The sequence below is a fragment of the Streptomyces sp. NPDC001843 genome (assembly GCF_042891955.1).
GTDB lineage: Bacteria > Actinomycetota > Actinomycetes > Streptomycetales > Streptomycetaceae > Streptomyces.
Window position 1 is genome coordinate 287,317 of the sequence record NZ_JBIATQ010000011.1, and the last position, 23,284, is coordinate 310,600.

The following is a 23,284-nucleotide window of genomic DNA, read 5'->3' on the forward strand; positions in this document are numbered from 1 at the left end:
TGAAGGTTCGCACGGCCTTGTGCCGGCGGCTTTGGGAGGACGAACACAGTCAGGCCTGTGTGCGGCCGCTGCGCTGCTGGAGGGCTATGAAGGGGCGTGGCCGCTGGTCCCATCCACGCAGGGCCCGGCAGGTGTTGCTCCCGTTGCGCTGCAGCAGGGTGCCCAGGAGGTCCGCGCCGACCAGGGCGGTTGAGGCGCCCATGCCGGAGTAGAGGGTCAGACACCAGGCTGAGCCGCCGAGCAGGACGACGCGGTCGGTGTGCCAGGCCGACATCTCCACCTGGGGGAGAGTCGAAGAGGTAGTCGTCGGCCTGCTCGAACTGCTCGAGGAGGTGTTCCAGCACGGGCCCGGTCGGTGCGGGGCCGAAGGCGAGGCCGCAGCGACTCGATGGGCGGACGGCGGAAGTGGGCGTCCTCATCGTTTGTGTGACAGTTGAACAGCACTCCGGGCTGCTTGTCGGTGAGGGGGAAAGTCCATACAGAGCGGCCCGGCTCGGCCAGGACGACGCCGTCCTGAAGGCGATAGCCGGCCACGGGCTCCTTGCTGATCGTGGCGCCGATGATGTGGCCGAGCGGCCGCATGAACCGCGAGTCCGGGCCGAAGACCAGGCGGCGCACGGTGAGCGCAGGCCGTCGGCGCCCACCACGAGGTCGAAGCGCTCAGTGACCTCGATGGTCTCGTCACCCGGGTGGTGCGAAACGTGGCGTCCACTCAGCCAGGGTGTTCGTCGATGACGGTCGGTGTGGTGGCGTAACAGATCTCGGTGTAGGGAGCGATGGCGTCGTAGGGGGCTGCTTCGATGTCTCCGCGCAGGATCAGCCTGGGCCCGCCGGGCAGGTCGCCATACCCCATGCCGGGACGGCCTCGGCCGGAGCGGTCGATGAAGTAGGTGACGTAGTCGAGCGCACGATCGCATGGCTCCACGGCTTCCGCCGCCTCGGGCGCCTTCCCTGGCCGGTCGGTCACCTTCCGGCGGGCCGCGCGGGGGTGGCCGGTGAGGTGGGTGCGGGGAGGGGGCGCCGGGCGACCTCATGGGCGTCGTCCGGTGGGACGCCCAGCATGCGCAGGACCATCTCGGCGAGGTGCACCGCGGCCTTGTCACCGTCCAGGTCGGGGCGGGCGAATCTCATTTCCACCAGAGACAGCAGGGTTCCGCCCAGTGCGGTCAGGGCGACCACCGGATCGAGGGGGTTGAAGCGGCCGGAGGTGAGGCCGGCCTCGATGTCGCGCAGGGCTCGCCGGACCAGGCCGTTGTCCGAGTGGATGTGGCCGAGGCCGCGGCGGCGCAGGACCTGCATCAGCTCTGGGTGCGAGTCGGCCATGAGGGCGCTGAGCCGGAAGCCTGCCGCGACGAGTTCCGCGGGGTCGTCGACGCCCGCAAGGCGCTCGTCGAAGTTCTGGCCGAACTCTTCCATGGCGTCCACCACCGCCGCCTCGAACAGATCCGTCTTGGAGTCGAAGTGGTTGTAGAAGGAGCCGAAGCCCACGTCGGCGCGCTCGGCGATCGCCTGGATGCTGGCGCTGGTGTCCCCGGTCTCGGCGAGTATCTGCCGGGCCGCTCGCACGAGAGCCCTGCGGGTTTCGGCGCGGCGCCGCTCGAACCGGTTGCTGGGTCGGGCTGACGTAGACATGCGCCGAGTGTAACTGCCGGGCGATGGAGATCGCAGTCCTGATGAATTCATCATTTTCTGTCGTGAGCGTCTTGACGAGGAAACTGTCACAACTGATGATTTCCTCATCGTAGATGTTGCTCGGAGGGCACCGTGTTTGAAACCCATGTCAGGGGAGCCGACGTCATCACGGCCCACCAGGACCTCCACAGCGAGCAGGGTGCTCTGCGCGGCGAACACCCCGGCCGCTCCCGAAATCCGTTGATCAAGGTGGCCGACCTGGCATGGCTGGAGTTCGAGAAGCCTGACCTGGACCGCGCCGAGGTCTTCGCCCGGGACTTCGGGTTCGGTATCGCCGCCCGTACCGAGCAGGAGCTGTGGCTGCGCGGCACTTTCGCCGGCTCGCCCTGCATGGTGATCCGTAAGGGACGCACCTCCCGTTTCATCGGCCCGGCGTTCCGGGCCACCGAGCGGGCCGACCTGGACCGGGTGTCACGGGCGACCGGGGCGACCGTACGGGATGCGGACGTACCCGGCGGCGGCAAAGTGGTCGACCTGCTCGACCCCTCCGGATTTCCGGTGCGAGTGGTGCACCGCCGTGAACAACTGCCCGCGCTGCCGGAGCAGCGGCCACTGCTCCTCAACGCCGGCACCACTCACCGTCGTACGAACGCCATGCAGCGCCCGCCCCGCGAACCGTCGCGCATCCAGCGTCTTGGGCATCTGGTCCTGGAGACTCGCGTCTTCGGTCAGGCACTGGAGTGGTACCTGGACACTCTCGGCATGATCGTGTCGGACTTCCTGTTCCTGGATGGCCAACGCGAGCGCGGCCCGACGATGGCGTTCATCCGCTGCGATCTGGGCAGCGTGCCGGCCGACCATCACACGCTGGCCATGCACCTGGGTCCCGGCACGGGCTACGTCCACTCCGCCTACCAGGTCACCGACCTCGACTCCATAGCCGTCGGCGGCGAGTACCTCAAGGAGCGTGGCTACAAGCGCAGTTGGGGCATCGGCCGGCACATTCAGGGCAGCCAGCTCTTCGACTACTGGCGCGACCCCGACCACTTCATGCTGGAGCACTTCGCCGACGGCGACCTCTTCACCTGTGACGTCGAGCCAGGCTGGGCGCCCATGTCGACCAGCGGCCTGGCCCAGTGGGGCCCGCCGGCCACTCGCGACTTCCTCGGCGCCAGCCCTTCCCCACAGCGGGTCCGCGACGTCATCCAGGCCCTGCGCGGCGACAACGAGCTGGACCCGGCACGCCTCTTCGGCCTGCTCAGGGCCGCCCACTCCTGACCCCCTTCACAGAGAGCCATGTCATGAGCACCAATGTCCTGCGCACCGCTGACGGCTGGTGGGTCGTCCGCGGGAACCGGGCTGTCCCTGTCGAGACCAAAGCCGACACAACCGCAGAACTCATCGCGGACCGGGCCGCCGTCCGCGAAGCCGCCGCCTCCGGCGAGCCCGGCACTCCCTTGGCCGACCTGGTCGCACTTTCGCCGGTTACCACTCCCTGCCGGGTGGTCGCGCAGATGGTCAATTACCGCAGCCACGCCCGTGATTCGGGCTTCACCGGAGAAATTCCGCCCGCCTTCTTCCGCAAGGCGTCCGGCTCGGTCAGTGGCCCTGGCGAGGCCGTCGTCCGACCCGCGCATGTGAGGTTCCTCGACTACGAGATCGAGCTCGGCCTGGTCATGGGTGCGCCGCTGCCCGTCGGCACCACCGTCGAGGAGCAGGACCTGCCGTCATACATCGCCGGACTCGTGATCACCAACGACGTCAGCGCCCGCGAGGTGCAGCTGACCAAGACACAGTTCTACGAGAGCAAGTCGTACCCCACCTTCACACCGACCGGGCCCTACCTCGCGCTGCTGGAGCCGGAGGACTTCGCCCGTCTCCTCGACCTGCGGCTGCAGTTGTCCGTCAACGGAGAGCTGCGTCAGGACCGCACCCTCGCCAACATGATCGTCCATCCGGCGCGGGCCCTGACCCTGCTGGCCCGCTTCCAGACCCTCGACCCCGGCGACCTGCTGCTGACCGGCACCCCCGGCGGCACGGCCCTCAAAGCCCCGCCGAAGCCGGTCGAGAAGATCGGTGCCCTGCTCCCGCCCGCCCTGAAGTGGAAGGCGTTCTTCAAGTCCCAGGCCAGGAATCCGCACTACCTGCACGCGGGTGATGTGATCACGGCGACGATCGCGACCCCGGACCGCCACATCGACCTCGGCGAGCAGCGCACGCCCGTCACGGACGCCGAGTGACACCCCGAGGTGAGCCGCACATGACCGTCGATGAAGCCGCACGCGTGCCCGTCGTGATCATCGGGGCCGGCCCGGTGGGCGTGACCGCTGCCCTCCTCCTCGCCCGGCGCGGAGTCCGCAGTGTCATCGTCGAACGACATCAGGACGCGTACCCGCTCCCGCGGGCCGTCGCCACCGACGACGAGGTATGCAGAATCCTTCAGGCCGCAGGGGTGGGGGACGAGTTCGCGGCGATCGCCCGACCGGCGAGCGGGCTGCGCCTGCTGGACGCCCGACACCGGGTGATGGCCGAGTTCCGCCGCTCCGGACACGGCCCGCACGGCTACCCGCAGACCAGCATGTTCGACCAGCCCGAGCTGGAACAACTGCTGCGCCGCGCCCTGGCGAGGCACCCGGAGTGTGAACTGCGCGGTGGGGCTGAGGCCGTCGGCATCGAACAGGACGGCGACGGCCCAGTTCGAATGACTTACCGCGACGCGAGCGGCGAACACGAGCTGTGGGCCGACGCGGTGCTCGGCTGCGACGGTGCGAACAGTCTCACCCGCGCAGCCATCGGAGCCGTCTGGGAGGACCTGCGCTTCGAGGAACGCTGGAGCGTCATCGACGTCCGCACGACGGCCGACGTCCGCTGCTGGGAAGGAGTCGATCAGGTCTGCGACCCGGACCGGCCGGCGACCTTCATGCGAGTCGGCGAAGACCGCTACCGCTGGGAATTCCGGTTGCGTGAGGGGGCGATGCAGCCGGTCCGCGAGTTGGTCACCCCGTGGTTGCCGCCTTCGTACCAGGGCGACTTCGAGATCGTCCGCAAGGCGGAGTACACCTTCCGGGCGCGCATAGCCGACCGCTGGCGCGGCGGGCGGGTCTTCCTGCTCGGGGACGCCGCCCATCTCACCCCGCCGTTCATCGGACAGGGCCTGTGCTCGGGCCTGCGCGACGCCTGCAACCTCACCTGGAAGCTCGCGCACGTCCTCCAGCAGGGCGCCGACGAACGGATCCTGGATACCTACGAGAGCGAACGCAAACCGCACGCCCGCCATGTGATCCGGCTCGCGGTCGCCATGGGCTGGGCCATGACCGGCGGCCAGGACCGCGCCGCCGCACTGCGCCGCAGGATCCTGGCCGCGGCCTGCCGCATCCCTGGCCTGACCGAGGCGGTCGGCCACGACCTAAACCCGCCTCTGACCGCAGGCCCTCTCGTCCGACGCCGCCCCCGCAGGGCACTGGTGGGTACCCACTGCCCGCAACCGTGGATCACCGCGGACGGACGGCGCACCCGCCTCGACGAGGTGCTCGGCGCTTCCTTCACCGTGCTCACCACCACCGAGACGTGGCCCTCACTCGATTCCCTCGCCCACGGACTCGGTGCCCGCGTGATCTCTGTGACCGACCTCGACGACGGCGGAACACTCGCCGCCTGGATGCGCGCCGGCCGGGCGGACGCTGTCCTGCTGCGTCCCGACCGTGTCGTCCTGGACGCCATCCCCGTCGGAGGCCGTTACTTCACCGACACCGCTGCCTGGGCGTCCCTCCTGCACACCACGCGAAACCCCTATGACCCCGCCGGACCACTGAAGAAAGCCTGCTCAGGGAGTGCCAGTCGATGACCGTGCCCGCCCCTTTCACGACGCCTGATCCGCGGGCCGTCGCGGACAGCAACATCATGGATTTCGCCCGCCACATCGGGATGCCCGGCGCCGATTACGCCACCTTGCACCGCCGGTCGGTTTCCGACCTCGAGGGCTTTTGGAAAGCGGTGTGGGAGTACTTCGACATCGACGCGGACACCCCGTACGAGCAGGTCCTGGCAGAGGACACGATGCCGGGTGCCCGTTGGTTCCCCGGCGCCACTCTCAACTACGCCCACCACGCCCTGCGCAACCTCGCCGACGATGCCGTGGCCATCATCGCGCTGGACGAGACGGGCTCCTGTTACGAGGTGACCGCCAGTCGGCTGCGCGCCGAGGTCGCCTCCGTCGCCGCGACCTTGTGCGACCTGGGCGTCGGCATGGGTGACCGGGTCGTCGGCTATCTGCCCAACACCCCGCACGCGATCATCGCGTTCCTGGCCGCCGCGAGCCTGGGCGCCGTGTGGTCGGTTTGCGGTCAGGATTACGCGCCCAAGGCCGCCGCCGACCGCTTCGCCCAGCTGGAACCCACGGTCCTGGTCGCCGCCGACGGCTACCTCTTCAACGGCACCACCCATGACCGCCGCGAAGCCACCCTCGAACTCGCCCATGCGTTGCCCACCTTGAAAGCGACCCTGCTGGTGCACCACGTGGGCCTGCCGTGGCCATCACGGACGTACCCCTCGCTGGTGATTCCGTGGGACGATGCCTCGACGCGCACCGAGGCACTCGCCTGCACGCCGGTACCGTTCGACCACCCCTTGTGGATCGTGTTCTCCTCTGGCACCACCGGCCTGCCCAAAGGGATCGTCCACGGCCACGGTGGCGTCCTGCTGGAGCACCTCAAGACTCTCGGCCTGCACTGTGACCTAGGCCCCGGCGACCGCTTCCTGTGGTACACCACCACCCATTGGATGATGTGGAACCTTGTCGCCTCGACGCTGCTGACGGGCGCTGCGACCTGTACCTACGACGGCAGCCCGGCACCCCCCGCCCAGACCGACACCCTGTGGAAGCTTGCCGCCCGCCATCGCGTGACCGTCTTCGGGACCAGCCCCCAGTACCTGCTGAGCATGGCCAAGTTCGGCATCGACCCCTCGGTGCACGACCTGTCGTCCATCCGCGTGGTCGGCTGCACAGGCTCCGCCCTGCCGGCTTCCGCCTACCCCTGGGTCCGCGAGCACGTCGGCGACCGCGTGCTGCTGGCCTCTATCAGCGGCGGCACGGACGTCGTCTCCGGCTTCGCGGGCAGCGCGCCCAACACCCCGGTGTGGGCCGGTGAGTTGTCCGCACCGCACCTGGGAGTGGCGCTGGCTGCGTACGACAGCGAGGGCTTTCCGGTGGTGGGCCAGGTCGGCGAACTGGTTGTCACCCGCCCGATGCCGTCGATGCCGCTGTGCTTCTGGAACGACCCCGACGGCACCCGCTACCGCGACGCCTACTTCTCCTCGTATCCCGGCGTGTGGCGGCACGGCGACTGGATCACGGTCACCGGTCACGGCTCGGTGATCGTCCACGGCCGCTCCGACAGCACGCTCAACCGCAACGGTGTCCGGCTCGGCAGCGCCGACATCCACGACGTGGTCGAACGCCTCCCGGAAATCTCCGAGGCCCTCGTCATCGGCGCGGAGGAACCCGACGGCGGCTACTGGATGCCGCTGTTCGTGGTGCTGGCCGCCGGAGCCGAACTGAACGACACTCTCCGCGACCGCATCCGTGAAGCCATCCGCAGCGGTGCCTCACCCCGTCATGTCCCCGACGAGATCCTCGAAGTGCCCGGGATCCCGCACACCCGCACCGGCAAGAAGCTCGAGGTCCCCGTCAAGCGCATCCTTCAGGGCGCCCCGGTCGAGCAGGTCGTCAACCTGGCCGCCGTGGACATCCCCCACCTCATCGACTACTACGCCCAACTGGGCGCCGAGCGCCAGGACCGATCGGCATGACGACCGCACAGCTCACCCTCGCCGTCGCACTCTCAGCGATCTTCTTCTCCTTCAGATCGCCGGAGCCGCCGGTCTGCTGCTCGGCCTGGCCTTGGCTCCGCTCGGCGTGGCTGCCGCTGCCGGGCTGGCTGTGCTCATGATGCCTGCCGCCGTGGTCCACCAGCGCGGGGGGTCCACGCTCCGTCCAGGCCCCGCTGGCCTCGGCCACCCCCGAGGACCACTTGATCGACCTCTGCGCCGGCCGAACCCAGCCCGCCGTTGCCCGGTGGCTGGAGAGCCCACAGCTCGTGCGGGCCTTCGGCGCCGGTGTGCCACGCGTGACGTACCGCTTCACCGTGACAGAGACGGTGCTCATGCGCGAGTACGACGGACTGGCGTACGTGGCACGCTCGACGCCTTCTCTGCTACTGAGCTGAGACAGCATCCATTTTCGGGGGCGTCTCTGATTTGCTCGCCGACGCGGATGTCGCGTGCCACGACGCTCGACTGGAGGCCGAGTCCTCTGCGTCGACGCTGACGTGACACAGATCTCGATGTGGCTCCGGTAGACGGGTCTATAGTCTGTTCCCGTTTGTTGGCCGAAAGTGAGATGTAAGGCTCATGAAGAGCCTTCCGTATGTGGCTGGCGAAGTGTCAGCCAAGTCAGCAAGCGGTCAGCACAAAGCCCGCAACGGGCGTCGGAAGCGCGTTGGTGGCGGGCCGTTGTAGGGTGAGAGAACAGCCCTTGACCTGCACAAAGCAGGCAGGGAGCGAATACCGGGAGTGCTGAATGATTCGTACCGTATTCAAGTCCAAGATCCACCGCGCCACCGTCACCCAGGCCGACCTGCACTACGTCGGATCGGTGACGATCGACGCCGACCTGCTCGATGCCGCGGACCTGCTGCCCGGCGAACTCGTGCACATCGTGGACATCACCAACGGTGCCCGTCTGGAGACGTACGTCATCGAGGGCGAGCGCGGGTCGGGGGTCGTCGGGATCAACGGGGCCGCCGCGCATCTCGTCCAGCCCGGTGATCTGGTGATCATCATCAGTTACGCTCAGGTCACCGACGCCGAGGCGCGGGCGCTGGAGCCGCGGGTCGTGCACGTCGACCGCGACAACCGGATCGTGGCCCTCGGTGCCGACCCGTCCGAGCCGGTGCCGGGGTCGGACCAGCAGCGCAGCCCGCAGGCCGTGCCGGCCTGACCGACGCCATCAGGAGCGTGGCCATGAGCGACATCGAGATCCGCGACGACCGGACGGCGGGGCGCCTCGAGGCGGTGGCCGGCGGGGAAGTCGTCGGGCACGTCGAGTACTTCGTCCTCGACGCCCCGGAGCGGGCGCTCGTGCCCGTGCACACGATCGTGGAACCGGCCCACGAGGGGAAGGGCATCGCCGGCTCCCTCGCCCGGGAGCTGTACGCGAGCGCCGAGCGCGAGGGTGTCACGGTGGCGCCGCTCTGCCCGTACGTCGTCAAGTGGGCCGAGCGGCACCCCGACGTCGCCCCGGCGCCCGACCCGCGACTGCTGGACGCGGCGAAGGCCTGGCTGGTGGCGCATCCGGGCCGGTTCTGAGGGACGGGCACCCACCCGGCGGCGCGCCGTCCCCCCGGCGGGTGAGTGGCGGGGCGGCCGTCGGGTAGGTGGGGGAGTAGTCCAGAGCCCACGTCGAGTGACTGGCCGGAGGACACGATGACGAACCCGTACCCCGACCCGGTCCCGCCCGGACCGACGCCCGGCCCGGACCCGCAGCACCCCGAGCCGACCCCGAACCCGGTCCCGCCCCCCGAGCCGCCGCCCGCGCCCGGGCCGCCCCCTGCCCCGGGGCCGAACCCGGTTCCGCAGCCGCCGCCCGAGCCGGACGGCCCGCCGGAGCCCTCGCCGTCGCCGATCCCGCCGGGCCCGGAGCCGGTCCCGAACCCCGAGCCCGGACCGCCGCTGACCTGATCCGGCGGAGCACGAAACGCCGGTGGGCGGCCACCCGGGCCGCCCACCGCTGCGTACGTCCTCCTGCCGGGAGACCTACGCGGACACCTCGGACCGGTCCCCGCCCCACAGCGTGTGGAACGCGCCGTCCCGGTCGACCCGCCGGTAGGTGTGCGCGCCGAAGAAGTCCCGCTGCCCCTGGGTGAGCGCGGCGGGCAGACGCTCGGCGCGCAGCGCGTCGTAGTAGGCGAGGGCCGCGGCGAAGCCCGGCGTCGGCACGCCCTGCCGGGTCGCGGCGACGAGCACCTCGCGCCAGTCGTCCTGGGCCGCCGCGATCTCCTGCGCGAACGTCTCGTCCGACAGCAGGCTCGGCAGGTCCGGCCGGGCGTCGTACGCGGCGCGGATACGGTCGAGGAACGCCGCGCGGATGATGCAGCCACCGCGCCAGATCGCGGAGACCGCGCCGAGGTCGATGTCCCAGCCGTACTCCGCGCGCGCCGCGTCGATCTCGTGGAAGCCCTGCGTGTACGACACGATCTTCGACGCGTACAGCGCCTGCTCCACGCGGTCCGCGAAGGCCGCCGCCTCGGACTCGGACAGCGGGGTCGCCGTCGGACCGGCCAGACCCCGCGAGGCCTCCCGCAGGGCAGCGTGACCGGAGAGGGAACGGGCGAAGACCGCCTCCGCGATGCCGGAGACCGGGACACCGAGGTCGAGCGCGATCTGCACGGTCCAGCGGCCGGTGCCCTTCTGCTCGGCCTGGTCGACCACCACGTCCACGAACGGCTTGCCGGTGGCCGCGTCCACGTGGGACAGCACCTCGGCCGTGATCTCGATCAGGTACGAGTCCAGACGTCCCGTGTTCCAGGTGCGGAAGATCTCCGCGATCTGCGCGGGGGAGTAGCCGGCGACATCACGCAGCAGCTGGTATGCCTCGCCGATCAACTGCATGTCGGCGTACTCGATGCCGTTGTGCACCATCTTCACGAAGTGGCCGGCGCCGTCGGGGCCGACGTGCGTGACGCAGGGCGCGCCGTCCGCCGCCTTCGCCGAGATCTTCTCCAGCATCGGGCCCAGCGAGTCGTACGACTCCTTCGGGCCGCCCGGCATGATGCTCGGCCCGTTCAGCGCGCCCTCCTCCCCGCCGGAGACGCCCATGCCGACGAAGTGGATGCCCTGCTCGCGCAGCGCCTTCTCCCGGCGGCGGGTGTCCGCGAAGTGCGCGTTGCCACCGTCGATGATCATGTCGCCGGGCTCCAGGAGCGGGGCGAACTCCTCGATCACGGCGTCCGTGGGACCGCCGGCCTTGACCATGATGACCAGCCGGCGCGGTCGTTCCAGTGCCGCCACGAACTCCTTGGCGGTCTCGGCCGCGATGAAGTCGCCTTCGTGTCCGAACTCCTCCACCAGGGCGTGCGTGCGTGACGCCGTCCGGTTGTGCAGTGCGACCGTGTAGCCGTTGCGCGCGAAGTTCCGGGCGAGGTTGCGGCCCATGACCGCCAGTCCCGTCACGCCGATCTGGGCTGAAGTGCTCATACCGCCTGCTTCCTAACTGCGTCGTGAGTACGGCCCCGCCAGTATTGCCCGGCAGTGGTGCTGCGCCCATCCTGACGTGCCGCTACGGCGAGCGCACATCCGACCCGCCAGGCTTGATTACGCACGGAAGACGCCTGACGCCTCAGCAAAGATCCGGCCGATCACGCGGAGGCGGGCCAAGGAAGGTTTATTCCCGGCCACTTGGGTACGCGAGGCGGCCGATTGCCGCCTTGTCATGGCCTGTTCGCAGCGCTTACTTTTGCCGCTCCTGACGCATGGCTAGGGGGCTTGAGACATGGCCGTACGCGGCCGGCACCGCCGGTATCAGCCGAACAGGATCAACCGCGCATCGCTCACCGTCACGGCGGGCGGCGCAGGCCTCGCGCTCCCCCTCGTCGCCGCAGGCAGCGCCGACGCGGCCGACGCGGCCACCTGGAACAAGGTCGCCGCCTGCGAGTCCAGCGGCAACTGGAGCATCAACACGGGCAACGGCTACTACGGCGGACTGCAGTTCACCCAGTCCACCTGGGAGGCCTACGGAGGCACCGCGTACGCGGCCCGCGCCGACCTCGCCACCCCGCACCAGCAGATGGCCGTCGCCGAGAAGGTGCTCGACGGGCAGGGCCCGGGGGCCTGGCCGGTGTGCTCGGTGCACGCGGGGCTCACCCGGGGCGGCGCCGGTCCGGAAGTCCACACGGCGAGCACGGCCACCCGGCCCGCCAAGAGCTCCGCCAAAAGCTCCGCCGAGACCGCGGCCAGGCCCTCCGTCCGGGACGTCCAGCCGCACACGACGCCCCAGTCCCGGGCGGGCCGGGCCGAAATGTACACGGTGGTGCACGGCGACACGCTCTCCGGGATCGCCGAGGAACGGCACGTCCAGGGCGGCTGGCACCGGCTCTACGCGGGCAACCGCGCGACGATCGGAGCCGATCCCGACCTGATCGTCCCGGGACAGCGGCTGAACCTGCACGCCACGGTGTCCCCGGCCACCGACACCCGTACTCCGGCCAAGCCCGCGCAGAAGAAGGCGCCCACGCACCACAGCCACTCCACCTCCACGAGCGGCCACTCGCTCGTCGCTCCCGTCAACGCGGCCACGGGCGAGCCCTACCACGCCGCGGGCTCGCACTGGTCGAAGGGCTACCACACCGGCGTCGACTTCCCCGTGCCCACCGGCACCTCCGTCAGGGCGGTCGCGGCCGGTCATGTGGTCGCCGCCGGCTGGGGCGGCTCGTTCGGCTACCAGGTGGTGATCCGGCACGCCGACGGCCGCTACACCCAGTACGCCCACCTGTCGGCGATCTCCGTGAGAGCCGGGCAGACGGTCGGCGAGGGGCAGCGCATAGGGCGCTCCGGCGCCACCGGAAACGTCACGGGCCCGCATCTGCACTTCGAGGTGCGGACGGGGCCCGGTTTCGGCTCGGACATCGACCCGGTCGCCTACCTCCGGGCCGGCGGCGTCAGGATCTGACCCGCGACGGGTGCCCCTCCAGGGCCGGGAGCATGACCAGGCCCGTGCAGGCGTCCCTGACCAGGATCTCGATGTCGTCCGGGACGGTGCCGGCCAGGTCCGCCTCCGTCAGGACGGTGTCCGCGCGGGCCGCTTCCTCCAGGACGGACTCCGCGAGAGCCACGTCCGCCCGCACGGCGTCCGCTTCGGCCTGGCGGGCCACGGCCGCCCCGTGCAGGGCCGCCGTGTCCGCGGCCGCCTCGCCCAGGGTCTCCTCGGCCAGTGCCGACGCGGCGCGCTGTCGGGGCAACGCGACGGGCCGCTCCCCGACGGACGGCACCTGCTCGGCCGCCCCGGCCGGCGCCCCGGACGACGACTCCGGTTCGGTCGCGGTCCGCGGCGCCGTCTCCGCGGTGGCCGGCGCGCGCTCCAACCGCTCCGTCGTCAGCAGGATCAGACCGCCGGCCGCCACCACGCCGCAGCTCAGGGCGAGGACGGTGCCCGTGGTGCCGTACCGGAAGGTCTCGCCGAACATCGTGATGCCGACCGCGGCGGCGAGCACCGGGTTGACCACCGTCAGCGTGGCGAGCGGCGCCGCCAGGCCGGCGCCCCGGTAGGAGGCCTGCGAGAGCAGCACCCCGGCGACGGCGAAGACGGCGATCGCCCCGAGGGAGGGCAGGTCCGCCATCGAGACCCCGCCGGCCCAGTCGACCGCCACGGTCTTGGTGAACACGGACGACATGCCGAAGGCTATGCCGGACCCGGTGGCCAGCAGCACCGCGCGCACCGCGGGGTGCCGGTGCGCGGCCCGGCCCGCGATCATCAGCGCGACGACCGCCGCACCGGTGACCAGTGCGACACCGACCCGGTGGGCCGGGTCGAGCGGCGGGCCGTCGGAGGTGCCGACGAGAGAGAGCAGACCGGCCAGGCCCGCCGTGGCCATGACGGCGCCGCGCCAGGCGGTCGCCCCGGCCCTGCGTCCGACGAACAGGGCGGCCATGGGCAGTGCGCACACGATGGTCAGCGCGCCCAGCGGCTGCACCAGGCTGAGGGGGCCGTAGGCCAGCGCCACCACGTGCAGCACCCCGCCGAGACCGTTCAGCGCGAGCGAAGCCCACCAGCTCGGCCGGCGCAGCGGCGCGTAATGCCCGTCGGGGGAGGACAGCGCGACCTGCTCCTGCACGATCGCCCCGCCCGCGTACGCGACGGCGGAGACGAACGACAGCAGCACGGACAACGCGAGGGCGTTCATCAGCGGCTCTTCTGCGTGGGGCGGGGGCCCGTGGCCCGGCGCGGCGAACGGTCGGCTTCCATGCACAACACTCTGCCCCGGCCCAGGTGTTCCCGTCGTCGTCCCTGAGCACTCAATGGGTCCTACTGCCGATGGAGTACAAGGGGGCCGCCATCCTCCCCAAGGTGGGCGACGACGAGCGTAGGGCCCCCTCAGCCGGGACCGAACCGGGCCTGGTACCACTCTCCTTCATGGACCTCGACGCCGGCCTCGCCGCGCTCCGCCCGCTCGGCGGTTTCTTCGTCCTGCGCACGGCGGTGAGCCCGGTGGACGTGGCCCCGCCCGGCCCGCTGCCGACGCTCGCGCAGACCTACGCGGGCACGCCACCGGACGCCCGACGGGACGCCCTCACCGCCCGGATCGAGACCGTCGCCCGCCGTCTCGGCAGCCACGAGCAGCGGGTCTCCGCGTCGATCGCACACCAGGGACTCGCGGCACGCCTGTGGTCCGCGGCCCTCGGCTGCGCCGCCCTGTACGGCCGCCTGCCCGACCTGGATCCCGCCCTGCTGCTCTGGGACTGCGACGCCACCGCCCCCGACGACCTGTGGCTGACCGAGGTACGCCCCTTGCCCGCGGACCCCGGCACCGTCGCGGACACGGTGCTGCACGGCCACCTCGCACCCCTAGGGGCCACCCTGAGGGCCCGCTACGGGGTCGCGACCGGCCTGCTGTGGGGCAACGCGGGCTCCGCGCTGGCCGGTGCGGCCCGTGAACTCGACCGGTGGGCACGGGCGCACGGCCGTGACGACGTGTCCGAGCGGTGCCGCACCCTCACCTCGGCCCTCTTCACCCACCCCCTGCTGAGCGCCACCGGCACCCTCACCGGGACCGCCTTCCTGCGCCGCAGCTGCTGCCTCTACTACCGCGTCCCGGGCGGCGGTGTCTGCGGGGACTGTTGTTTCCCACGACCGCCGCGCCCTTCCCCAAGAGCCACATCTGGGTGACCATGGTGGCCCGGCCGTGTGAGACCAGGGAGTTGCCGGTGCGAGTGGGACTGCTGACCCGGGAGTACCCCCCGGACGTGTACGGCGGAGCGGGGGTCCACGTCGAGTTCCTTGCCCGGGAGCTGCGCCCCCTGGTGGACCTCGAGGTGCACTGCTGGGGCGAGGGCCGCGGGGCCGGCGTCGTACGCCACCGGCCGTGGTCCGCGCTCGACGGGGCCAACGACGCGCTGCGCACCTTCTCCGTGGACCTCGCCATCGCCGCCGGCCTCGAGGGCCGCGAACTCGTCCACTCCCACACCTGGTACGCCAACCTCGCGGGCCACGTGGCCAAGCTGCTGTACGGCGTCCCGCACGTGGTGACCGCCCACTCGCTGGAGCCGCTGCGCCCCTGGAAGGCCGAGCAACTCGGCGGCGGGTACGCGCTTTCGGGGTGGGCGGAGCGCACCGCGCTCGAGGCCGCGGACGCGGTGATCGCCGTGTCGGGCGCCATGCGCGAGGACATCCTCGGCTGCTACCCGGCCCTGGACCCGGACCGGGTGCACGTCGTGCACAACGGCATCGACACCAGGCTCTACCGGCCGGATCCCGGCACCGACGTGCTGCGCCGCGTCGGCCTCGACCCCGACCGGCCCTACGTGCTGTTCGTCGGCCGCATCACCCGCCAGAAGGGCGTGCCCCACCTGCTGCGCGCGGTGCGCGACATCGACCCGGCCGCGCAGGTCGTGCTGTGCGCCGGCGCGCCGGACACTCCGGAGATCGACCGCGAGTTCCGCGACCTGTTCGAGGAGCTGAGCCGGGTCCGCGCGGGCGTGCACTGGATCCCGCAGATGCTGCCGCGCGCGGAGGTGATCCAACTCCTCACGCACGCCGCCGTCTTCGTCTGCCCGTCGGTGTACGAACCCCTCGGCATCGTCAACCTGGAGGCGATGGCCTGCGGCACCCCCGTCGTGGCCTCCCGGGTCGGCGGCATCCCCGAGGTGGTGGAGGACGGGGTGACCGGCCTCCTCGTGACGGCCGACGACGACTTCGAGGCGGGCCTCGCCCACGCCCTGGACACGGTCCTCGGCGACCCGGAGGCGGCCCGGCGGATGGGAGGGGCCGGACGGGAGCGCGCGGTCGGTGAGTTCGGCTGGGACGCGGTGGCCCGGCGGACGGTCCGGCTCTACGAGGAGATCGTCAAGCAGGCTTAGCCGTCCCGCCCCGGGGCAGGCATGGTGTCAACCACGGTGAGGGGAGCGACCATGCGTCGTGGCGGACCTTCGGTGCTCGGAATCGTACTGGCGGGCGGAGAGGGCAAACGCCTGATGCCGCTGACCGCCGACCGCGCGAAACCCGCGGTCACCTTCGGCGGCGCCTACCGGCTCGTCGACTTCGTACTGTCCAACCTCGTCAACGGCGACATCCTGCGCATCTGCGTCCTGACCCAGTACAAGTCGCACTCGCTGGACCGGCACATCACCACGACCTGGCGGATGTCCAGCCTGCTCGGCAACTACGTCACCCCGGTCCCGGCACAGCAGCGGCTCGGCCCGCGCTGGTACCTGGGCAGCGCGGACGCCATCCTGCAGTCGCTCAACCTCGTGCACGACGAACAGCCCGACTACGTGGCGGTCTTCGGCGCCGACCACGTCTACCGCATGGACCCCCGCCAGATGCTCCGGCAGCACATCGAGGGCGGCGCGGGCGTCACGGTGGCCGGGATCCGCGTCCCGCGCTCGGAGTCCTCCTCCTTCGGTGTGATCACTCCAGGGTCCGACGGCCGGCTCGTGGAGCGTTTCCTGGAGAAGCCCGCCGATCCTCCGGGCCTCGCGGACGACCCGGAGTGCGTCTTCGCCTCGATGGGCAACTACATCTTCACCACCAAGGCGCTGATCGAGGCCCTCCAGCGGGACGCCGAGGACCCGAACTCGGTGCACGACATGGGCGGCTCGATCCTGCCCCAGCTCACCGAACGCGGCGAGGCCCAGCTCTACGACTTCAGCGAGAACCACGTACCCGGCGAGACCGTCCGGGACCAGGGCTACTGGCGGGACGTCGGCACCCTCGACGCGTACTACGACGCCCACATGGACCTGATCGCCGAGCGCCCCGCCTTCAACCTCTACAACCGCGACTGGCCCCTCTACACCCACTCGTACCAGCTCTCGCCCGCCCGCTTCAACGCCGGCGGCATCGCGAGCGAGTCCATCATCAGCGCGGGCTGCCTGATCCGCGGCCAGGTGAGCCGGTCCGTGCTGTCACCGGGCGTCCGGGTCGATCCCGGTGCGGTCGTCCAGGGATCCGTACTGCACGACAACGTCCACATAGGCCGGGGCGCGGTCGTGCGGGGGGCCGTGCTCGACAAGAACGTGGAGGTGCCGCCCGGCGCGACGATCGGCGTCAACCCGGAGCGGGACGCGGAGCTGTACACCGTGTCCAAGGGCGGGGTGATCGCGCTCGGCAAGGGCCAGATCGTGTCCTAGTGCCTGCTGCGGCGCCAGGCACCGCGCCGCCGGTCCTCAGCCGGTCAGCGGCGGAAAGTGGGTCATGGTCACCTCGCTGGTGCGGCGCAGGTCGTCGGCCGGGCTGAACTGGAGGTACTCGCTGCCCGGCTCGGTGTGCACGGGCACGTGGCCGGGCGGGGCGTAGAAGGCCTCACCGCCGCGGTAGACCTCGTCGTGGTCCGGATAGCGGAAGACGAGCTCGCCCTTGAAGACGTAACCCCAGTGCGGGCACTGGCAGCGGTCGTCGGGGAGCCCCTTGAGCAAGGGCGTGTGGTCGACGTCCGCGCGGAACGTCAGGAAGTCCACGGTGTAGGGCTCGAGGTCCTCGGAGTGGTCGACCACGGAGCCGTAGTCGCCGCCCTGGGTGGCCGTGTGCCGGGAAACCTTCGGCATCGTCCCCGCCCCCTTTCGTCGCTGAGGCGGCCGTTCTCCCTCCGCCGAGGGGTGCCGCCTCCATTGTTCGCGCGCGACGCGTTTCGCGCGATCCGCGCGGCTTCCCCGGCTTCGCGGCCTTCGACCAGCAGGATGCGGACAACGATGTCCGACTCCGAAAGGCCATCCCACATGAGAGGGACCCGGCGCCCGCGGCTGTGCCTGGCCGGGGTGATGGTGGCGTCCGCGCTGCTCACCGCTCCCGCCGCACGGGCCGCAGAGCCGTCCGACGGCCACCTCACCGACCTGGTCAACCCCTTCATCGGGACCCAGAACGAGGGCAACACCTTCCCCGGCGCGGCCGTGCCCTTCGGCATGGTGCAGCTCTCGCCCGACACCGGGCACAGCACCGGTTACGACTACTCCCAGGACCGCATCCGCGGCTTCTCCCTGGTCCACCTCTCGGGCGTCGGCTGCCGGATCGGCGGCGACCTGCCCGTACTGCCGACCACGGGTGAGGTCACCCGGACCGACTACGCGCGGTACGCGGCCCGTTTCCGCCACCAGGAGGAGTCGGCGAGCCCGGGGTACTACCGGGTCGGCCTGGACTCCGGGATCGAGGCCGAGCTCACGGCCACCGCGCGCACCGGTGTGCAGCGCTACACGTTCCCCGCCACCGATCACGCCAACGTCCTGCTCAACGCGGCGCAGGCGCTGCACAAGCCGGTCACCAGCACGGTGGAGGTCCTCGACGACCGGACCGTGCGCACCACCATCACCGGCCACGGCTTCTGCCGGGACACCGGCCCGTACACCGTGTACACCGTCACCCGCTTCTCCCGCCCCTTCACCGCCTACGGCACCTGGGACGGTGCCGAGGTCACCGCGGGATCGCGGACCGGGCGCGGCGGCGCCTACGTACGCTTCGACACCACCCGGGACCGCACCGTCGAGGCGACCACCGCCCTGTCGTACGTCGACGCGCGCGGCGCCGAGGTCAACCTGCGCGACGAGGGAGGACGTTCCTTCGACACCGTCCGCGAGCGGGCCCGGCGGGCCTGGGAGCGCCGGCTGGACGCCGCCCGGGTGCGGGGCGGTGACGCGACCCTGCGCCGCACCTTCTACTCGTCGCTGTACCGCTCGTTCCTGGCGCCCAGCGTCGGCAGCGACGCCGACGGCCGCTACACCGGCTGGGACCGGCGGATCCACCGGGCCAGGGGCTTCACGTACTACCAGAACTGGTCGCTGTGGGACACCTACCGCACCCAGTGCCAGCTCCTCGCCCTGCTGGCGCCCCGGGAGGCCCGGGACATGGCGCTCTCGGTGATCAGGGTCGACGAGGACGGCGGCTGGCTGCCCAAATGGGGCTACGGTCCGATCGAGACCAACATCATGACCGGTGACCCGGTGACCCCGTTCCTGACCACCGCCTACCAGTTGGGCCTGCTCCGGGGGCACGAGGAACGCGCCTACCGGGCGCTGCGCAAGAACGCCGACGGGGTGCCGCCCGCCGACTACCCGGGCGTCGGCCGGGAGGCCAACGCGGAGTACATCCGAGGCGGGTTCGCGCCGTACATCAAGGACCGCCCGCGCACGAAGGCGGGCGACTCGGACTACCACCAGGGCGCCTCCGTCACCCTGGAGTACGCTCTGTCCGACGCGATGCTCGCCCAGATGGCGCGGGGGCTCGGCCACGACGAGGACGCGGCCCGCTACGCAGCCCGGTCCCGCAACTACCGCAACGTCCTCGACCCCTCGACCGGCTTCTTCCGTGCCCGGGACGCCTCCGGCGCCTTCACCGGCCCGGCCGACCCGGCCCGCAGCGTGGGCTTCCACGAGGGCACCGCCTGGCAGTACCAGTGGCTGGTGCCGCAGGACCTGCCCGGCATGATCGGCCTGATCGGCGGCGAGCGCGTGGCGAACGAGCGGCTCGACCTGTTCTTCGCCTACGACAGGCTGCTGGGCGATCCGGCCGGCACCGCCCGCCAGGTCTGGGTGCACGGCGATCCGTACGCCTACTACAACGCGGCCGTCTACAACCCGCAGAACGAGCCCGACCTCATCGCCCCGTACACGTACCTGTCGACCGGGCAGCCCTGGAAGACCACCGACGTGGTGCACGCCGCGCTGACCCTGTTCACGGACGCGCCGACCGGTATGACCGGCAACGACGACCTCGGCACGATGTCGGCCTGGCACGTGCTGTCGTCGATCGGGATCTTCCCGGTGCAGCCCGGTTACGGCACATGGGGCCTGTCGACGCCCGTCTTCGACCGGGTCGACCTCCACCTGGACCGCCGGTACTGGCCCGGCGGCACCCTGACGGTCACCGCGCCGGGCACCTCGGCCACCGACCGCTACGTACAGGCGGTCCGCAGGGATACGGTGACCCACGACCGGACCTACCTGACGACCCGTGAGCTGCGGTCCCTGCGCTCGCTCGCGTTCACGGTCGGCCCGCGCCCGTCGGAGTGGGGCACGTCGCCCGCAGCGGCGCCACCGGCCCTGAAGTGACCTCGCCTGTCACACGTGTCCCGCCCCTTTCGGAGGGGCGGGACTTAATCTGCTGTTAACTGAGCGTAGCCTGATCGTACTTGACCGTAATCGTCAGTCAGGGATTGACTCAGACTCACCCCGTCCGTCGTCGATGAGAGGCAAGCCATTGACTTCCGACCCGCTCGCTCCTCTCGATCTGGCGTTCTGGAACATCGAGTCCGACCGGCACCCGATGCACCTGGGCGCACTCGGCGTCTTCTCGGCGCACTCGCCCACCGCCGGCGCCCATGCGGCGGACCTGCTCGCCGCGCGCGCCGCCGCCGTGCCCGGCCTCAGGATGCGGATCCGGGACGTGTGGCAGCCGCTCGGCTCGTTCGGCGGCGCGACCCGGGAGGCGGACCCCGGCTTCGACCCGCTCAACCACGTCCGGCTGCACGCCCCCACCGGCGACTTCCACGCCGTCGCCGGCCGGCTCATGGAGCGCCCGCTGGAGCGCTCCCGGGCACCGTGGGAGGCCCATGTGCTGCCCGGTGAGGACGGGGTCTCCTTCGCGGTGCTGTTCAAGTTCCACCACGCGCTGGCCGACGGCCTCAGGGCGCTCACGCTGGCCGCCGCCGTGCTCGACCCGATGGACATGCCGGAACGCCGCCCCCGCCCCGTGGAGCCGCCGCGCGGACTGCTGGCCGACCTGCGCCGGCTACCCGTCCGGCTGCCCGGGGTGTTGCGCGGTGCGCTGTCCGATGTGGGCCGGGCCCTGGACATCGGTGCCTCCGTCGCCCTGTCCGCGCTGGGGGTGAGCTCCTCGGCCGCGCTGGCCGCCGGCTCCAGTGGCACCCGGCGCACCGCGGGGGTCGTCCTGGACATCGACGACGTGCACCGGGTGCGCAAGGCCGTCGGCGGCACCGTCAACGACGTCCTCATCGCCGTCGTCGCGGGCGCCCTGCGCCGCTGGCTCGACGAGCGCGGCGACGGCAGCGAGGGCGTGGCGCCCCGTGCGCTGATCCCGGTGTCCCGGCGCCGCCCGCGCACCTCGCACCCACAGGGCAACCGGCTCTCCGGTTACCTGATACGGCTTCCGGTCGGCGACCCCGACCCGCTCGCCCGCCTCGCCCGGGTCCGTACGGCGATGGACCGCAACAAGGACGCCGGCCCCAACCGGGGCGCGGGCGCCGTCGCGCTGCTCGCCGACCACGTGCCCGCGCTCGGCCACCGGCTCGGCGGGCCACTGGTCGGCCAGGCCGCCCGGCTGTGGTTCGACATCCTGGTCACCAGCGTGCCGCTGCCCGGCCTCGGCCTCCGGCTCGGCGGTCATCCGCTGGCCGCGGTCTACCCCTTCGCCCCGCTCGCCCCCGGCCAGTCCCTCGCGGTGGCGGTGTCGACCTACCGGGGCCGGGTCCACTACGGGCTCGTGGCCGACGCGGAAGCCGTACCGGACCTGGACCGCCTCGCCCGGGCGGTGACGGACGAGGTGGAGACGCTGATCTCGGTCTGCGACCCCTGACCCGGGTGGCGGCCGGGGCCGCCCGCCGTCCTGCGCGCCCGTGCCCGCCGCGGTGTCGGTCCGCCCTGCCGGGGCCGGACCCGTCTCGGTGGCGGGGCGGGCGCCGGTGTGTTTGTTCCCGCTTGCCGGAGGCTGGTCCGGCCGGTGGGCGCCGAGGTGTGGGCTGCCGCTCGTCCGGCCGGCCCCGGGGGTGGGGCTGCGTGGGCCGTCCGGGGGGGTAGGTGCGGGGCGCTGAGCCGGATCCGCTCCACCCGAACGGAGCGGTTTGGCGGTGGGGGGTCGCGCTGCCGTAAAATCCCCCGTTCGAAAGCGGGCGCGAGTCGGAGCGCTACGCGGGTGACCAGGGAAACGGCAGCGCGATGACGGTGACTGAGGACGGCTCGGCGTCCATGGACATGGACGAGGTGGTCTACGGACCCGGGATCGACCCCGAGCGGCTCGCCGTGTGCCTCAGCGTGCTAGAGGAGCTCGACCAGCTGGAGGTCGACCACCCCGACGCCATCGCGGTGCGCCGGGCCACGGCCGGCATCTACCGCACGGTCAAGCAGCGCCGCCGCCAGGAGCGCCGGGCCGCCAAGACCGCGCACGACAAGGCGGTCACCGAGGCCACCGCGACCGGCTCCGCCCAGCGCATCGACGACGAGACCGAGGGCATCCTGCCGTCGTCGATCACCGAGGAGGGCAAGATCGCGGGGATACTCCAGCGCCCCCGCTCCTGCTACACCTGCAAGGCCCGCTACGTCGAGGTCGACTACTTCTACCACCAGCTCTGCCCGGACTGCGCCCGGACGAACCGGGTCAAGCGTGACGTCCGGGCCGACCTCACCGGCAAGCGCGCGCTGCTCACCGGCGGCCGTGCCAAGATCGGCATGTACATCGCGCTGCGGCTGCTGCGAGACGGCGCCCACACCACGATCACGACCCGCTTCCCCAAGGACGCCATCCGCCGCTTCAAGGCCATGGACGACTCGGCGGACTGGATGCACCGGCTGGAGGTCGTCGGCATCGATCTGCGCGACCCGGCCCAGGCCGTGGCCCTCGCCGAGCAGGTCGCCGGGGCGGGTCCGCTCGACATCCTGATCAACAACGCGACGCAGACCGTGCGCCGCCTGCCCTCCGCGTACGCGGCCCTGGTCGAGGGCGAGAGCGCCCCGCTGCCCGCCGGGGAGCTCCCCGCCCACCACGTCATCGGCGCCTTCGGCTCCGGCGCCGTCGACGGCATCGCCGCACTGCCCCTCGGCACCAGCGGTCTGGACGCACAGAAGGTCGCCGACCTCGCGCTCGTCGCGGGCAACGCCAGCGTCGCCCGGCACCTCGACGGCACCGCCATCGACGCGGGCGGCCTAGTCCCCGACGTCGTCGAGAGCAACACCTGGGTGCAGACCATCGACCAGATCTCGCCGGTCGAGTTGCTGGAGACCCAGCTGTGCAACTACACGTCGCCGTTCATCCTGATCAGCGCCCTGCGCCCGGCGATGGCGGACGCCGCGAAGAAGGCCGCCAGCGGCCGTGCGTACGTCGTCAACGTCTCTGCGATGGAGGGCGTCTTCGGCCGCGGCTACAAGGGCGCCGGGCACCCGAACACCAATGCCGCCAAGGCGGCCATGAACATGGTCACGAGGACAAGCGCCCAGGAGATGTTCGAGACCGACGGCATCCTCATGACTTCCGTCGACACCGGCTGGATCACCGACGAGCGTCCGCACTACGACAAGCTCCGCCTCGCCGAGGCCGGCTTCCACGCCCCCCTCGACCTCGTCGACGGCGCGGCGCGCGTCTACGACCCGATCGTGCGCGGCGAGGCGGGCGAGGACCTGTACGGCGTCTTTCTGAAGGACTACGCGCCCGGCAAGTGGTGAGACG

22 protein-coding genes are annotated in these 23,284 nt (G+C 71.4%); 16 read left to right on the forward strand and 6 right to left on the reverse strand.

Annotated elements, in window-relative coordinates; all coding sequences use genetic code 11:
- Positions 1 to 49 precede the first annotated feature (49 nt).
- From ACFYZQ_RS27460 to ACFYZQ_RS27470, 3 genes are all read right to left on the reverse strand, one after another.
- A complete protein-coding gene (locus ACFYZQ_RS27460; RefSeq protein WP_389152933.1) occupies positions 50 to 280 on the reverse strand; it encodes a hypothetical protein in 231 nt (76 codons plus the stop codon).
- 432 nt (positions 281 to 712) lie between these two features.
- Positions 713 to 925, reverse strand: a complete 213-nt coding sequence (locus ACFYZQ_RS27465; protein WP_389152936.1) for a hypothetical protein — start codon at positions 923 to 925, stop codon at positions 713 to 715.
- A 38-nt stretch (positions 926 to 963) separates the two neighbouring features.
- Positions 964 to 1,632, reverse strand: coding sequence for a TetR/AcrR family transcriptional regulator (locus tag ACFYZQ_RS27470; protein WP_389152939.1), 669 nt, complete (start codon positions 1,630 to 1,632; stop codon positions 964 to 966).
- A gap of 132 nt (positions 1,633 to 1,764) precedes the next feature.
- Here ACFYZQ_RS27470 and ACFYZQ_RS27475 point away from each other — a divergent pair, with 132 nt between their 5' ends.
- From ACFYZQ_RS27475 to ACFYZQ_RS27515, 9 genes are all read left to right on the forward strand, one after another.
- On the forward strand, positions 1,765 to 2,910 hold the full coding sequence (locus ACFYZQ_RS27475; protein WP_389152941.1) for a VOC family protein: 1,146 nt from the start codon (positions 1,765 to 1,767) through the stop codon (positions 2,908 to 2,910).
- A 23-nt stretch (positions 2,911 to 2,933) separates the two neighbouring features.
- The gene (locus ACFYZQ_RS27480; protein ID WP_389152944.1) at positions 2,934 to 3,872 is read left to right on the forward strand and encodes a fumarylacetoacetate hydrolase family protein; all 939 of its coding nucleotides are present in this window, start codon (positions 2,934 to 2,936) and stop codon (positions 3,870 to 3,872) included.
- A 20-nt stretch (positions 3,873 to 3,892) separates the two neighbouring features.
- Positions 3,893 to 5,476, forward strand: a complete 1,584-nt coding sequence (locus tag ACFYZQ_RS27485; protein WP_389152946.1) for a bifunctional 3-(3-hydroxy-phenyl)propionate/3-hydroxycinnamic acid hydroxylase — start codon at positions 3,893 to 3,895, stop codon at positions 5,474 to 5,476.
- On the forward strand, positions 5,473 to 7,440 hold the full coding sequence (locus ACFYZQ_RS27490) for an acetoacetate--CoA ligase (RefSeq protein ID WP_389152949.1): 1,968 nt from the start codon (positions 5,473 to 5,475) through the stop codon (positions 7,438 to 7,440). Before ACFYZQ_RS27485 ends, ACFYZQ_RS27490 begins: the two co-directional genes overlap by 4 nt.
- Positions 7,437 to 7,580, forward strand: a complete 144-nt coding sequence (locus ACFYZQ_RS27495) for a hypothetical protein (protein WP_389153116.1) — start codon at positions 7,437 to 7,439, stop codon at positions 7,578 to 7,580. The genes ACFYZQ_RS27490 and ACFYZQ_RS27495 overlap by 4 nt, the downstream gene beginning before the upstream one ends.
- On the forward strand, positions 7,547 to 7,957 hold the full coding sequence (locus ACFYZQ_RS27500) for a hypothetical protein (RefSeq protein ID WP_389152952.1): 411 nt from the start codon (positions 7,547 to 7,549) through the stop codon (positions 7,955 to 7,957). Before ACFYZQ_RS27495 ends, ACFYZQ_RS27500 begins: the two co-directional genes overlap by 34 nt.
- A gap of 252 nt (positions 7,958 to 8,209) precedes the next feature.
- The gene (panD, locus tag ACFYZQ_RS27505; protein WP_389152955.1) at positions 8,210 to 8,629 is read left to right on the forward strand and encodes an aspartate 1-decarboxylase; all 420 of its coding nucleotides are present in this window, start codon (positions 8,210 to 8,212) and stop codon (positions 8,627 to 8,629) included.
- 23 nt (positions 8,630 to 8,652) lie between these two features.
- Positions 8,653 to 8,997, forward strand: coding sequence for a GNAT family N-acetyltransferase (locus ACFYZQ_RS27510; protein ID WP_389152958.1), 345 nt, complete (start codon positions 8,653 to 8,655; stop codon positions 8,995 to 8,997).
- Between the two features lie 117 nt (positions 8,998 to 9,114).
- Positions 9,115 to 9,369, forward strand: coding sequence for a hypothetical protein (locus ACFYZQ_RS27515; RefSeq protein WP_389152960.1), 255 nt, complete (start codon positions 9,115 to 9,117; stop codon positions 9,367 to 9,369).
- Positions 9,370 to 9,444: 75 nt separating this feature from the next.
- Here the strand turns inward: ACFYZQ_RS27515 and gndA are convergent, their stop codons facing one another.
- Positions 9,445 to 10,884 (reverse strand): NADP-dependent phosphogluconate dehydrogenase, encoded by a 1,440-nt coding sequence (gene gndA / locus ACFYZQ_RS27520; protein ID WP_389152963.1) that lies wholly within the window; start codon positions 10,882 to 10,884, stop codon positions 9,445 to 9,447.
- 295 nt (positions 10,885 to 11,179) lie between these two features.
- Between gndA and ACFYZQ_RS27525 the strand changes: the two genes are divergently transcribed.
- Positions 11,180 to 12,355 carry a transglycosylase family protein gene (locus tag ACFYZQ_RS27525; RefSeq protein ID WP_389152966.1) on the forward strand — a complete coding sequence of 392 codons (1,176 nt, stop codon included), beginning with the start codon at positions 11,180 to 11,182 and terminating at the stop codon, positions 12,353 to 12,355.
- Here the strand turns inward: ACFYZQ_RS27525 and ACFYZQ_RS27530 are convergent.
- Positions 12,345 to 13,586 carry a DMT family transporter gene (locus tag ACFYZQ_RS27530; protein ID WP_389152968.1) on the reverse strand — a complete coding sequence of 414 codons (1,242 nt, stop codon included), beginning with the start codon at positions 13,584 to 13,586 and terminating at the stop codon, positions 12,345 to 12,347. The genes ACFYZQ_RS27525 and ACFYZQ_RS27530 overlap by 11 nt on opposite strands.
- 230 nt (positions 13,587 to 13,816) lie before the next feature.
- Between ACFYZQ_RS27530 and ACFYZQ_RS27535 the strand changes: the two genes are divergently transcribed.
- The 3 genes from ACFYZQ_RS27535 to glgC are packed head-to-tail and all read left to right on the forward strand — an operon-like array spanning position 13,817 to position 17,031.
- Positions 13,817 to 14,569 (forward strand): (2Fe-2S)-binding protein, encoded by a 753-nt coding sequence (locus ACFYZQ_RS27535; protein WP_389152971.1) that lies wholly within the window; start codon positions 13,817 to 13,819, stop codon positions 14,567 to 14,569.
- A 38-nt stretch (positions 14,570 to 14,607) separates the two neighbouring features.
- Complete coding sequence (gene glgA, locus ACFYZQ_RS27540) at positions 14,608 to 15,759, forward strand: glycogen synthase (RefSeq protein ID WP_389152974.1); 1,152 nt, start codon at positions 14,608 to 14,610, stop codon at positions 15,757 to 15,759.
- A gap of 51 nt (positions 15,760 to 15,810) precedes the next feature.
- Complete coding sequence (gene glgC / locus ACFYZQ_RS27545) at positions 15,811 to 17,031, forward strand: glucose-1-phosphate adenylyltransferase (protein WP_389152976.1); 1,221 nt, start codon at positions 15,811 to 15,813, stop codon at positions 17,029 to 17,031.
- Positions 17,032 to 17,067: 36 nt separating this feature from the next.
- Here glgC and ACFYZQ_RS27550 read toward each other — a convergent pair whose 3' ends face one another.
- Positions 17,068 to 17,445: a hypothetical protein gene (locus ACFYZQ_RS27550; protein ID WP_389152979.1), complete on the reverse strand. Its 378-nt coding sequence runs from the start codon at positions 17,443 to 17,445 to the stop codon at positions 17,068 to 17,070.
- A gap of 171 nt (positions 17,446 to 17,616) precedes the next feature.
- On the opposite strand from ACFYZQ_RS27550, the gene ACFYZQ_RS27555 reads away from it, so the two are divergent.
- The 3 genes from ACFYZQ_RS27555 to ACFYZQ_RS27565 all read left to right on the forward strand — a co-directional run bounded on the left by ACFYZQ_RS27555 (position 17,617) and on the right by ACFYZQ_RS27565 (position 23,280).
- Positions 17,617 to 19,938 carry a GH92 family glycosyl hydrolase gene (locus ACFYZQ_RS27555; RefSeq protein WP_389152981.1) on the forward strand — a complete coding sequence of 774 codons (2,322 nt, stop codon included), beginning with the start codon at positions 17,617 to 17,619 and terminating at the stop codon, positions 19,936 to 19,938.
- Positions 19,939 to 20,086: 148 nt separating this feature from the next.
- Positions 20,087 to 21,421, forward strand: coding sequence for a wax ester/triacylglycerol synthase family O-acyltransferase (locus ACFYZQ_RS27560; protein ID WP_389152984.1), 1,335 nt, complete (start codon positions 20,087 to 20,089; stop codon positions 21,419 to 21,421).
- Positions 21,422 to 21,780: 359 nt separating this feature from the next.
- Positions 21,781 to 23,280 (forward strand): SDR family NAD(P)-dependent oxidoreductase, encoded by a 1,500-nt coding sequence (locus tag ACFYZQ_RS27565; protein ID WP_389152987.1) that lies wholly within the window; start codon positions 21,781 to 21,783, stop codon positions 23,278 to 23,280.
- Positions 23,281 to 23,284: the final 4 nt, after the last annotated feature.

Excerpts from the sequence above, each read along its gene's own strand:
- ACFYZQ_RS27470 (WP_389152939.1), bottom strand. The coding sequence starts at position 1,632 with ATGTCTACGTCAGCCCGACCCAGCAACCGGTTCGAGCGGCGCCGCGCC.
- ACFYZQ_RS27480 (WP_389152944.1), top strand. The coding sequence starts at position 2,934 with ATGAGCACCAATGTCCTGCGCACCGCTGACGGCTGGTGGGTCGTCCGC.
- ACFYZQ_RS27485 (WP_389152946.1), top strand. The coding sequence starts at position 3,893 with ATGACCGTCGATGAAGCCGCACGCGTGCCCGTCGTGATCATCGGGGCC.
- ACFYZQ_RS27490 (WP_389152949.1), top strand. The coding sequence starts at position 5,473 with ATGACCGTGCCCGCCCCTTTCACGACGCCTGATCCGCGGGCCGTCGCG.
- ACFYZQ_RS27495 (WP_389153116.1), top strand. The coding sequence starts at position 7,437 with ATGACGACCGCACAGCTCACCCTCGCCGTCGCACTCTCAGCGATCTTC.
- panD (WP_389152955.1), top strand. The coding sequence starts at position 8,210 with ATGATTCGTACCGTATTCAAGTCCAAGATCCACCGCGCCACCGTCACC.
- ACFYZQ_RS27510 (WP_389152958.1), top strand. The coding sequence starts at position 8,653 with ATGAGCGACATCGAGATCCGCGACGACCGGACGGCGGGGCGCCTCGAG.
- ACFYZQ_RS27515 (WP_389152960.1), top strand. The coding sequence starts at position 9,115 with ATGACGAACCCGTACCCCGACCCGGTCCCGCCCGGACCGACGCCCGGC.
- gndA (WP_389152963.1), bottom strand. The coding sequence starts at position 10,884 with ATGAGCACTTCAGCCCAGATCGGCGTGACGGGACTGGCGGTCATGGGC.
- ACFYZQ_RS27525 (WP_389152966.1), top strand. The coding sequence starts at position 11,180 with ATGGCCGTACGCGGCCGGCACCGCCGGTATCAGCCGAACAGGATCAAC.
- ACFYZQ_RS27530 (WP_389152968.1), bottom strand. The coding sequence starts at position 13,586 with ATGAACGCCCTCGCGTTGTCCGTGCTGCTGTCGTTCGTCTCCGCCGTC.
- ACFYZQ_RS27535 (WP_389152971.1), top strand. The coding sequence starts at position 13,817 with ATGGACCTCGACGCCGGCCTCGCCGCGCTCCGCCCGCTCGGCGGTTTC.
- glgC (WP_389152976.1), top strand. The coding sequence starts at position 15,811 with ATGCGTCGTGGCGGACCTTCGGTGCTCGGAATCGTACTGGCGGGCGGA.
- ACFYZQ_RS27550 (WP_389152979.1), bottom strand. The coding sequence starts at position 17,445 with ATGCCGAAGGTTTCCCGGCACACGGCCACCCAGGGCGGCGACTACGGC.
- ACFYZQ_RS27555 (WP_389152981.1), top strand. The coding sequence starts at position 17,617 with ATGAGAGGGACCCGGCGCCCGCGGCTGTGCCTGGCCGGGGTGATGGTG.
- ACFYZQ_RS27565 (WP_389152987.1), top strand. The coding sequence starts at position 21,781 with ATGACGGTGACTGAGGACGGCTCGGCGTCCATGGACATGGACGAGGTG.